The 11,771-nt window shown below is 39.7% G+C and carries 8 protein-coding genes and 4 pseudogenes; 4 read left to right on the top strand and 8 right to left on the bottom strand.

The window, feature by feature from the left end; all coding sequences use genetic code 11:
* Window positions 1-175 precede the first annotated feature (175 nt).
* Window positions 176-439, bottom strand: a pseudogene (gene rplQ / locus ADI74_RS09275) (50S ribosomal protein L17); the annotation flags it as partial.
* Between the two features lie 108 nt (window positions 440-547).
* Between rplQ (ADI74_RS09275) and ADI74_RS09270 the strand changes: the two are divergent.
* Window positions 548-985 (top strand): DUF975 family protein, encoded by a 438-nt coding sequence (locus ADI74_RS09270; protein WP_239682823.1) that lies wholly within the window; start codon window positions 548-550, stop codon window positions 983-985.
* Here ADI74_RS09270 and ADI74_RS09265 read toward each other — a convergent pair.
* Both ADI74_RS09265 and ADI74_RS09260 read right to left on the bottom strand, forming a co-directional pair.
* A pseudogene (locus ADI74_RS09265) lies at window positions 974-1,150 on the bottom strand (AAA family ATPase); the annotation flags it as partial. The gene ADI74_RS09270 and the pseudogene ADI74_RS09265 sit on opposite strands and share 12 nt — an antisense overlap.
* Window positions 1,150-1,587: pseudogene (locus ADI74_RS09260) on the bottom strand (CoA-binding protein). The pseudogenes ADI74_RS09265 and ADI74_RS09260, both read right to left, overlap by 1 nt.
* Before the next feature lie 188 nt (window positions 1,588-1,775).
* Here ADI74_RS09260 and ADI74_RS09255 point away from each other — a divergent pair.
* Genes ADI74_RS09255 through ADI74_RS09245 form a run of 3 tightly spaced genes read left to right on the top strand, consistent with a single transcriptional unit; the run spans window position 1,776 to window position 4,302 of the window.
* Window positions 1,776-2,594, top strand: a complete 819-nt coding sequence (locus ADI74_RS09255) for a class C sortase (protein ID WP_049538489.1) — start codon at window positions 1,776-1,778, stop codon at window positions 2,592-2,594.
* 11 nt (window positions 2,595-2,605) lie between these two features.
* A complete protein-coding gene (locus ADI74_RS09250) occupies window positions 2,606-3,460 on the top strand; it encodes a class C sortase (RefSeq protein ID WP_049538487.1) in 855 nt (284 codons plus the stop codon).
* Complete coding sequence (locus ADI74_RS09245) at window positions 3,457-4,302, top strand: class C sortase (RefSeq protein WP_049538485.1); 846 nt, start codon at window positions 3,457-3,459, stop codon at window positions 4,300-4,302. Before ADI74_RS09250 ends, ADI74_RS09245 begins: the two co-directional genes overlap by 4 nt.
* A 35-nt stretch (window positions 4,303-4,337) precedes the next feature.
* Here ADI74_RS09245 and ADI74_RS11150 read toward each other — a convergent pair.
* The 5 genes and pseudogenes from ADI74_RS11150 to rplQ (ADI74_RS09220) form a co-directional block, all read right to left on the bottom strand.
* Window positions 4,338-4,445: pseudogene (locus ADI74_RS11150) on the bottom strand (IS3 family transposase); the annotation flags it as partial.
* Between the two features lie 242 nt (window positions 4,446-4,687).
* Window positions 4,688-5,623, bottom strand: a complete 936-nt coding sequence (locus ADI74_RS09235) for a Cna B-type domain-containing protein (protein ID WP_049538484.1) — start codon at window positions 5,621-5,623, stop codon at window positions 4,688-4,690.
* Window positions 5,624-5,725: 102 nt separating this feature from the next.
* Window positions 5,726-7,183, bottom strand: coding sequence for a SpaH/EbpB family LPXTG-anchored major pilin (locus tag ADI74_RS09230; RefSeq protein ID WP_049538482.1), 1,458 nt, complete (start codon window positions 7,181-7,183; stop codon window positions 5,726-5,728).
* An 11-nt stretch (window positions 7,184-7,194) separates the two neighbouring features.
* Window positions 7,195-11,010 (bottom strand): Cna B-type domain-containing protein, encoded by a 3,816-nt coding sequence (locus ADI74_RS09225; protein WP_049538479.1) that lies wholly within the window; start codon window positions 11,008-11,010, stop codon window positions 7,195-7,197.
* Between the two features lie 496 nt (window positions 11,011-11,506).
* A partial coding sequence (rplQ, locus tag ADI74_RS09220; RefSeq protein ID WP_049538478.1) for a 50S ribosomal protein L17 occupies window positions 11,507-11,771 on the bottom strand: 265 nt, incomplete at its 5' end.

Here is an 11,771-nt window from a genome sequence, read left to right as displayed (position 1 = left end):
AAAAAACGCCTGCTTACGAAGTTGTTCTTAAACAAAAAAACAATTTCGTAAACAAGCGTCTACCCTATCAAATGATGATGAGTGTTCCCGCTAGGACCGAAGTCCCAGCGGTAGACCAGAGCTAGACTAAGAGCACAAGACTCCATCATCATAACACTCAACAAAATTGATGATTTTATACTAATTCGATGATCGCCATTGGCGCAGCATCCCCACGACGTGGTTCAGTTTTAAGGATACGAGTGTATCCACCGTTACGTTCAGCATAACGAGGTGCGATTTCTGAGAACAATTTTTGAAGTGCTGTAGTAGAAGTGTACTTGTCAGTTGCTTCATCATAGTTTTCAGATGCGATTTCATTACGTACGAAAGCAGCTGCTTGACGACGTGCATGCAAATCACCACGTTTACCTAGAGTAATCATTTTTTCAACAGTTTTATTCTTGCTATTGCGCTAGCATCTATTATTTTCCGAACGATTGAACTTATCCGCAAGCAAACAGAAATTGTCAGCTTTAAAGATTCTCTTCGTGGCTTTTAAAGTGATTTGATCGGAAAGATCTTTGTAACAGTTCTTGTTAAATCATTATTACTTTTTCTATGGGGTCTAATATGGGCGCTGTCCATGACTTTCACCTTCGGGGTATTAATCTATGTACTGATGTGGTACATCGTAATAGCTAATGGAGGAATTGAACACTTGGGTAGAATAGTTAGTGAATCTTTTGAGCAGCTCCCTAATGCATTTAATAATGAGTACCTGCTAAACAACGGGTTGATCGCCGTAGCAATCATTGCAATCATTGTTAGTATTCCCCTCGGTATCATTGGACTATCTATCTACCTGCCTAAATATTATGCATATTCTCAAACAGAGTGGGTTCTTTACGATCAGATTACTGAGAGACGTTATGCAGGGCCGCTTGGAGTTATTCGCGAGAGTAAATCATTGATGAAAGGCTACAAGTGGAAACGTTTCTGTTAGAAAAATAGATAAGTTATCTGGTTCCACCTTTTCCTTTAGCATCTCACGCCGGACAAGATCCTGCGAAATCACAAGCGTCCTACGACCAAAATGATTTTGTAATTTTTTAGCTAGGCTGGTTTCCCCAAAACCGGAATTACCCCGAATGATGACTAGTTGCGCCATTAGTCAATCTCCTTCACCAAACGATTGTACTCGCGCTTGATACAACGGTTCATGACGATATGATTGCGACCTGTCGCCCTCAAAAGCTCTTCCGCCTCTTGACTTTGAAGTCCCAACTGCGCCCAAAAAATCTTAGCATCTGTCTCAATAAAATCACGCGCCACACCCGGTAAAAATTCGCTCAGCCGAAAGACATTGACAATATCCACGGAAACAGGAATATCCTGTAAACGCGCATAAGCCGTCTCGCCTAAAATCTTTTGACCCACTAACTTGGGATTGACCGGAATGATCTAATAACCCAGCTCCTGCATGACCCTTGAAATACGATTGCTAGCCGTTTCTTCGCGGTCAGAAAGTCCAACTACTGCAATCACTTTACTCGTCTCCAAATAGGTCTGAATCATGTAATCACTAGGATTTTGAAATTCGTACATAAAACGCCTCACTTATTTCCTTATGACCAGTATAGCATTTTTTGAAAAAGGAGGTAAAGATTGGAGCTGGGATTTTTTTAGTAACAAATCAGCAAATAGAACCGCTATTTATGATATAATGGTTAAGTAGATAAAAATATAATAATCTTACCATCGACAAAAATAACTGCCAACATCAAAGGAATATAATGAAAAAATTTTTTAATTTATTGACAAACTTAACGATTATAGCCGGTATCCTCATCATCAGTTACCCTGTTGTTAGCCAAATTTATTACAATTACCAGACCAAACAAGAGGTTAAGGACTTTGATTCGTCTGCACAAAAATTAACTTCTGAAGACGTGACGGAACGGATAAAACTAGCTACTGCTTACAACCGCTCTTTACAAAATTTGACAATAACAGATCCCTATACCAAAGAAGAAAACGCTAAAGGGCAAGCAGAATATGCTCGAATGCTGACTGTTCATGAAAAAATAGGTAGAATCTCCATTCCTAAAATTGATGTTGACCTGCCTATTTATGCCGGTTCAAGTGAAGAAGTCTTACAAAAAGGGGTGGGGCACCTTGAAGGAACCAGTTTGCCGATTGGTGGTCAGAACACCCACACTGTTCTAACTGCCCACACGGGCTTGCCCAATAATCGCCTTTTTACCGACTTGGATAAAATGAAGGTAGGCGATAAATTTTTCATTCAAAATATCGCTGAAACACTTGCCTACGAGGTTGATTCCATAACGGTGATTGAACCGACTCAATTTGATTCCTTAAATATCGTACCTGACAAAGATTATGTGACTTTGCTGACTTGTACTCCTTATATGATCAATTCACACCGTTTACTTGTGCGAGGCCACCGTATCCCTTACAAACCAAGTGAAGAAAAAGTGAAAAGTCCGATTAGTCATATCTCTATTCCACCGCTTTATCTAGTCGTTTTCGCAATTCTATTTCTCATTTTCATTATTTTGGCTTGGAATAAGTGGAAATCGAAAAAAGCATAGAAAGAGCTATCATGTCAAGAAAAAAGAAAAACAAAAAATGGTTACAACTAAGCCATAAGATACTTACCATTCTGGGTTGCTTGATAATCTGTTATCCCTTTGTCAGTCAGATTTATTACCAATATGTGACTATGCAGGAAACAAAGCAATTTGACGACGAGAAAGGTAAATTAGTTGATCAAGATGTTGAAAAACGCATTGAACTCGCTAAAGCCTATAACAGCACCTTGTCCCCGGAAAAAATAGGAGATCCTTTCTCAAGCAAAAAAAAAGAGGAAGGTGTAGCCGAATATGCTCGCATGTTGCAACTGCAAGAAAAGATCGGCTATGTCACTATCCCTTCTATCAATCAAAAAATTCCCATCCGAGCAGGTTCATCTGAGAATGTCTTGCAAAATGGAGCAGGCCACTTAGAAGGAACTAGCCTCCCTGTCGGTGGAGTTAGCACCCATACGGTCATCACCGCCCACAGGGGACTGCCCACAGCCAGACTTTTCACTGACCTGGATAAGGTAAAGGTCGGAGATGTCTTTTACATCACTAATATCAAGGAAACCTTGGCTTATCAGGTAGATGAGATTTTAACCGTTGAGCCTACCGATTTCAAACCAATACTGGTTAAAGAAGGCGAAGATCGTGCCACTCTTTTGACTTGCACGCCTTATATGATTAATTCTCATCGCCTACTCGTTCAAGGCAAACGCATACCTTTCCACGAAGCTGAAAAGAAGGAAAAAACAAAGATTGACTTTTTTGCCCAATACAAATGGTTTATCCTTCTTGCTGCCGGACTCGTCCTCCTACTCATAGGCTATCTGCTCTTTAAAATGTTAAGAAAGAAAGGAAAAGAAACATCACTTTCATGAAGAAGAAAAAACAATTACTCGGGCTGAGCCTTCTATTGATTGGAATCGCGCTCTTCCTCTTTCCTTTTTTATCTATGATTAAAGAGGACATTTGGCAATCCAATGCTCAGCGCACCTATCAGCAGACCAGCGAGGAAACATTCCAAAAACTACGAACAGCCTTAGAACAAACCACTGTCACCGGAGCTATCCAAGATATTTTCCTAACAAAAAAAGAGACCGACGCCAAGCAAAAAACGCCCTACTCAGATCTGCTAGATACCAATCAAGTCGCTGGACGCATGACCATTCCTGCTTTAGGACAGCATTTCGACCTCTATCTTGACGCTGACTATGATAAGCTCCTAAAGGGCGTAGCGACTCTCGTCGGAACATCTGCTCCTCTGGGTATAAAAGGGCAGCGACCGATTATTGCAGGACATAGAGTTAATTATAATGACATATCTTTCTACTTTCTCCCCTCCCTCAAAAAAGGAGATAAAATTTATTTCGATATTCTTGGAAAAAATCTAGAATACGAAGTGACCGATAGCGAGATCATTGATGAATACGAAGGCGAAAAACTTAAACCAATCGAAAACGAAGACATGGTTACGCTCATGACCTGTATGAACGAACCAAGCTATGACAAACGCCTCCTTGTCAATGCAAAAAGAGTTGTTTCAAATAGTGAAAAAAAGCAAAATGTATCTACTAATCCCTTGATTCCCTTTGTTAGCAACCAACATATTAAACTTGGTTTCAAATTACAAAGGCTAGCCCCTTATTTGATTGTGATTGTTGGAACAGTTATTTTTCTCTTTTTTACCAAGCGACTATGGAATATCATAAAAAAACACTGATTCTGAACTGCACCCCAAAAAGTTAGACAATTAATTTATCCAAAGGATTTAGTTCTGTACTGCACGGTACTAAGTCCTTTTAGTTTTGTCTTAATTCGTTTATTGTTGTAGTAATCAATATAGTCTACAATAGCTTGTTTCAATTTAAAGGAATAGTAACTATTCTTCCCCTTTTTAACGATTTCTATTCCATAACGGTCAATCAATCTCATCATGTATCTTAGACCAGCAACATCCACTCCAAATCTTTTTGAAAGCTGGTTGAAGCTTTGTCCTTGCTTTCTTAGTTCATATATCTGAACTTTATCCTCATAAGTTAATTTCATAATAAAACACCCCAAAAGTTAGATTTTTTCTGTCTAACTTTTGGGGTGCAGTTCATTCATCAGTGTTTTTTCTCGCTTTTATAAAGCTTATATCCTAGCCCGATTAAAACGACGGCAAATCCTAAAAACCAATAAATGGCTAAGGTTCCCGTTTTGATAATCGGTGTCCTTGGCGAAGTAGGCGGCACCAGAGTATTGGTAATCACAGTGCCAGTTTTATCTGCCATGTTTTGATAAGTTGCTGTATAGCCGTTAGGAACATCTTCTTCAGCTGTGTAGGTGTAATCTTTCCCTGCCGCATCTGCTTTTTCCAAGTTCATAAAGGTATGTTCCCAGTTGTTGCTGTCATTCAACTCAATTTCATCAATGACTTTCCCATTTTGTTTAAGATGAACAGTGATACTGTTTAACTTTTTACCTTTCCATTCCTTCCGAACTTTAAAGCTGGTCTTGTCTTCTCTCTGTTTTAAAACTTGCTTGGGATAGACATGAACGGCGTCATTTCCTACCGTGAAATAGCTGCCATCGGGTTTTGTCACAGGCAGTTCCACTTCTAATGGAACTGGTGTCGCATCACCCAACATCTGATTTCCTGCTAACTTTGATTTTTCTTTATTGACAACAATATAGTACTTACCTGCCTTCAAAGCGCTAAATATGAGACGACCACCATTTTCAGTTATCTTTGTTTGAACAAGCTCTCCATCCGCCTTATCCTTATGAATATCAAAGGCAACGCCATCAATGGTTGAGGCCTCACTACCAAAATAATTCTCAATGTCTAATGGTTGTCCAGAATAACTATCTTTTCCTCCACCTTTGGGCCAACCATTCAAATCTTTTAACTTAACCAAGGTTAACACAATATCGTAGGTTGCATCTGACGAGGCTTGATTTTCCTGAGATGAGACGGTTGTAAATGGCCGCAAAGCTACCAAAATAACAATGGCCGTAAGTATGGATAGCAGACTGCTCAATATACTTTTTCTTGTCATAGTATCCTCCTAAAACATAGCACTTGCACTCTTCACTAGGATATTCAACTCTTTTAAATACCCTAGTGAAGAGGTAAGGATTGTCCTTACTTCTTCATTTTATTACTTAGCTGAACGACGTTTCGCAATGAAACCTAAACCGACAACCAAGACACCCGCTGCAATCACGAGAGCAGAACCGATACCACCCGTTTGTGGAATTGTTACCTTGTTGTTGTTAACTTGGTTAATTCCACCTGTGTAAGTTGTTGATGAGATAGTGAACTCAACTGGTTGTTGCAACAAAGCGTAACCTGTTGGTGCTTCAACTTCGACCAATTTGTACTTAGTTTCACCAGTGGCGTTGTCATTTCCTTTTACACCATAAGGAAGCCCCTTAACTTCAAAAGTACCATCAGCTGCTGAAGTGAAGACAGTTGCATCTGCTTTATTAGCAACCCACTCATTTTTAGCAGGAGTTGTTCCTGATGCAGCTGTTTGTTTCAAATACTTGTCACCAGCTTCATTTGTAACAACAAACTTAGCCCCTGCAAGTTTAGCTGATGTCGCTTTGTCAATTTTTTCAAACTTAGCACCACCAGTGTGGAGTTCTGGAGTTTCATTAGGTTTAACTTCTTTTGTTGAATCTGGGTTAGTACCATAAGTCAACTTAACATCATTGGGGTTGGCTGCACCCATAACCGCTTCTTCATTGATGACTGCGTCATAAGTAATAGTGATAACATCTTTTGGATTTAATGTTTTGATGTAATCTTCATTGAAAGCAATGCTAATTGCTGCTCCTTTTGTACCAACTGCAGCTGTACCAGTAGTTGAATAGTTAGAAGGATTTACAACAGTGCCACCATTTTTAACAACAAGGTTGCCTGTGTAAGTCAGACCTGCTGAGAACTTATCGGTGAATTTTAAAACTTTATAGTCTTTAATACCTTCTGGCATTGTAGAAGTGACCTTGAAGGTCTTTGTTTCACCAACAAGAGCAGTATCGTGTTTAGCGTCTTCGCTAACTACTTTGTCAATACTTGGTTTGTCAACGGTATTTTTGGGATAAACATGAACAGCGTCAGTACCAGTTGTGTACCATCCACCTGTAGCCTTAAAGACTGGAAGATTGATTTCCACAGGAACAGCAGCTGAGTTAGCCAATTGTTCATCTGAAGTAAGTGTTGATTTTGCTTTGTTTTCAACGATATAGTATTTACCAGCTTTGAGACCAGTAAATGTAACAGTACCATCAGCTCCTGTTGCTGCTCCAGCTACAGGAGTACCTGTTGGAGTGTCTTTGTAGACATCAAACCAAACATTTGCCAATGTTTTAGCTCCAGAACCAAAATAGTCTGTCACATTCAATTTTTGACCAGTGTAATCTTCATTGTTTACACCAGTTTGTTTTGGCCAACCTGTCAAGTCTGACAGTTTAACCTTTGTCAAAACAACATCGTAGGTATCGTTTTCGCCAGGTGCGTTGTCTTGCGCAAAAGCTTTAACTGCTCCAAATGCTAAAAGCACGATACTAAGAGCTGCTAAGAACGAGAGGAAATATCGTTTTACGTTTTTCATTGTTTTGCCTCCTAAAAAGCCTTTCTATTTTTTTGCATATAATGTAAAATTACTGCCAATGTTAATGTTAAAGTTCCCATCAAAATATATGGTAGGATACCTGAGCCACCTGTGTTTGGATAAGTCGGGTTCACCTTGTTCTTCACCGTCAAGGTTGCTGTTTCTCCGATATTTGCATCCGTAAAGGTTACTTTCTTTTCAGACGCATCACTGATTTCCAAATAATACTTTGGAACAACCTCTTCGATATAGTAAGTGTAGTACTTACCGGTGGTCTTATCCTTAGGTGGATAGCGTTTTGTAGCTTCCCATAGATATGGAGCTGTCGCATTTCGTTCCAACTGAATTGTCTCAACAAGCTCTCCATTTTGAGTTTGTCCGTCCGTTGTCCGATACAACTTAACCTCTAGTTTCTTCGGTAGCTGGTCATTCGCAATCGGATTGCCGTCCTTGTCATACCAGAGTTTCTGGATCTTAATTGACGGATACCTCGTGTTGGTGATGACAAATCCACTTTGAGCGTCACCGCTATAATCGGCATCGTATTCAGGTGGAATCTCCTTTTCTCTGACCACGTACTTAAAGTCGGTGATTTTCTTCTCTGCTGCTTCTTTTTGTAATAATTTAGCGGCAGATTCTTCATCTGGTAGCGGACTAAAGGTATCTTTCCAGTTATTGTTTCCAGAGAGCTCTTTTTCTTCTTTAAGCTCTTCTTTTGCAACACCGTCTTCCTTCCAAGTCGCGTAGAGCTGTGCCGTTATTTTAGAATGTGTTGTTTCAGAGTCACGCCACTTCTTCTCAACCGGAATGGTAATCCGCTTGTTGACTTTATTGGTAACTACATTAGATTCACCGAATTTTGGATCGGTATTATATTTTACTTGGAAAGTATTAACAGCCGTCTTGCCACCAATATTATTATCCTTGTCATAAGCCGGAGCTTTCATATTCATGATTGCATGCAAAATGGTGTATTTATGAATGACCGTTGTTGGTTTAGAAACAATCTTGATCGCTGTTACATCTTTGTAGTCGCTTGGGTTCTTTGTCCAATTTGAACTATTTACCTCTGTGTCAGCATTCATAGTCGGATATTTATCTGTTCGATAGTAAATATCAAAATCTGCCGTCTTATCTTCATCACCAACTTTTACAGTAATTGGACCTGTCAAGGTGTTTGAAAAGGCAGATTCAGCACCACCCGCTGTCGTTCGACCGCTGTCTCCAACATGAGGAAGAACATCGTAGATTTCTACTCTTGTCAGATCACTATCGTAGTAATTTCGCACTTGCAGGTCATATTGGAAATGTCCCGAAGTGGAAGTTAACCCACCGTACTCTGTTTCAATACCGTCTTTACTGAAGTCTCGACCATAATATTGAGGTCCACCTTCCACCAGCGGCTCCGTGCTACGGATCGTCTTGACACTCTGCAGACTCTCTGTTACATTCCCTATAACCTTTGAAGTAGCCTTTACGACCTTGTCCGTAGTGTCGCCGTTTATATTGATATCTCTTTCGTCATCCACAATCTGATTTGAATCGGAATGAATGGCATCCGGGAACGGTTGGCCATTGTCTTGGTAGAAATAAAGTTCATTCGTGTTATTGAAAGTTGGGGTCTCTGCTTTACTTGGGATAATGTCACTATTGATTTTTAATCCCTTTAGTTTGAAAGCATAACCTGTCCCGTTATTTAAGTCTTTTACCAGACCTGATTTTAATTTGATTTTGATCGCTGTCCGACCACTACCATTGTAGTTTTCAATGACTGAAAATTTATCAATCATGTCCAGATTTGCTAGCCCAATTGCTTCGAGCATATCTTCCGCTTTTGTTTTGTCTACACCTGGTGCAATACTAACCCCTTTAGGAAGAAGATCAACAAGAGTTGGATTCTTTAGGTAGCGTGCTTTGGAAAGTTGTCCAAGTTGTAACCCTAAGAGGAAGAAAAGTGATTCTCCTTCAACGCCTGAAGTTTGTCCATCTGTAGACTTTGATAGACCAATCTTTTCAACAAATGGTACAAACTGTTTGCTCCATTCATCGGATATATTAATTGGAACATCTTGATTTTGAGAGTTTTTCACTTTCGCTTCAAGACCGACCACATTTTTTATATCCTTCGCAGCAGAATAAGGAACATGATATGGGTCTTTGAAGGCCATATAGACATAACCATCAATGTACTTTCCAACTGGTAATTCATAGCCCTTAATAAAGTGAATAGTTATTTTTGTATACTTTGGAGTAACAGCCGGTGCGTCCGCTTCTGTTAATTCTCCGTTTCGGATCTTTTCAGCGGCAGCATTTAGTTCGTCTTGTGCTTCCTTATTAATTTGATCCCCCGGAGCAAAAGTGTCATAAGTTCCATCGCTCTTATAGGCACGGATTTCTATCTTGTCATTATTGATAGGAACATCCCCTGTTGGACCCCTTTCAAAGAAAGAACTAACACTAGTGAGATACAGTCTTGAGTCAAACTTGCTAGCATCTTCAGTCAGCACAATTTCTTTAAGTGGTTTTGATAGCTTGTTTTCTACCTTGACTGTATAGTCTAGTCGCTGTGCGTAAAGTCCAGCTACATCGTGTTGCACCGTCTGGTGTTCTGTCCTCTTGGTAAGAATCCCTGTACCGCTGAAATCATCTGCAATGAGGTTAAAAGTTATATCGTCACTATTTTTATATTCTTCATTTGCTGACGGATTAAAAGGAGTTGCAGTGATTTCTGCCTGATTTGTAAAATTAGGTTTGTTGTTGCCGTCTTTATACTTAGCATCAGGGAAAGATAGGTACAACATAGCCTTACTGACGTCAATATTGTGACGGAAGTCCGTATCAAATTCACTTTCTAGGAATTCCTTTGTATAGGTCACTGTGCCAGTGCTACTATCGTAGGTCCAGTCAGGATTAAGAGCTTGGTCAAACTTGGCAGTAACTAACTGACCATGACTATTCATATAAGTCGGTAGCTTGTCCTTGATGACAACTTTTTTCATCATCCGCTGCTGACCTGAATTTGCCTGTACTTGATATGTGAAACTGAACGGTATAGGCTCTGCGCCTGTTTCAGAAATCCTAGTCGGATCTCCTGTCTTAGCTGTCCCTCCGTAGAGAAGCTGACCATCTTCGCTACTAGTAGCAACTACCTTTGTTAGGTTCATATTTGGATAAGTTGGAGTATACTCCTTATCATCGCCTGTATATAAAACTGTGCCATTCTTATCCTTAAGAGTAACCTTTGGTTGTAGCTTATAGTCTTTTGGAACTAACCCGTTTGTAAAGCTAAAAACATAAGGTATGCTAATCTTGGTTGTTGATGTAATGGGATTGAAACGAATACGATAAATCGTCTTCCCATTTTCCACTATTTTTTCTGCGCTTTTGATTAGAGGGATACCTTCGGTCGGAACCGTAAAGTTATCTAGATAAGCATCTGTGTTTAGCACCTTACCGCCCGGATATAGAGTGGTTGGCATTTCAATATCTAGATAAGGTCCTTCTAAATCTGAGGTTAAACTAGTTCCATCAATATCCACATAAGTGGTAATCTGTTCATCCGTACGATAAGCCGTCTTTGCATTTGGCTTTATCGTGACAGTTGGAACTGTTGCCGTTGGCGTAGGAGGAGGTCCCGGTGGTAATGCATCGTCATCACTAGAACTTCCCGAGTCTTCTTTTTTGGCAGTTTCAGCAGGATTACTCACTAGAGCAGAAGACGGGCTGGTCTGTTCTTGTGCGAAGGCAAGAGAAGCACCACTCACTCCTTGTAAAATTGTGTTTATAAGCAGAATTAGAACTAAAAATATACTGCCTTTTTTCTTCATTGCCTCTCCTTTTCTAAATTTATTTCACATTCCGGATGAAATTTATTTCTGTATGGAAGTCATGCTGTTCCCTCTAGAACCTTGATTTAACCAAGTCCAAAAGAAAATTCCAACAAACGAGAGTCCCTCATGGTGTTTGTTAGCTGAAACAAGCTAACGCTTTCTTACACACTGGACACTTTCAATCATTGGTTGTGTTACATACTTATACAAGTGTGAAATCTTGATAAATACAGCCCTAATTACATTATAGCACATTTATTTAATTAAGACAAGTCAAAAAGTTTAATTTCAAATTATTTCTATATAATAAGAATAATAAAAAAACGCCTGCTTACGAAGTTGTTCTTAAACAAAAAAACAATTTCGTAAACAAGCGTCTACCCTATCAAATGATGATGAGTGTTCCCGCTAGGACCGAAGTCCCAGCGGTAGACCAGAGCTAGACTAAGAGCACAAGACTCCATCATCATAACACTCAACAAAATTGATGATTTTATACTAATTCGATGATCGCCATTGGCGCAGCATCCCCACGACGTGGTTCAGTTTTAAGGATACGAGTGTATCCACCGTTACGTTCAGCATAACGAGGTGCGATTTCTGAGAACAATTTTTGAAGTGCTGTAGTAGAAGTGTACTTGTCAGTTGCTTCATCATAGTTTTCAGATGCGATTTCATTACGTACGAAAGCAGCTGCTTGACGACGTGCATGCAAATCACCACGTTTACCTAGAGTAATCATTTTTTCAACAGTTTTA

The sequence above is a fragment of the Streptococcus pseudopneumoniae genome (assembly GCF_001074565.1).
GTDB classification, from domain to species: Bacteria; Bacillota; Bacilli; order Lactobacillales; family Streptococcaceae; genus Streptococcus; species Streptococcus pseudopneumoniae_J.
This window is presented reverse-complemented; position numbering and strand designations above follow the sequence as displayed.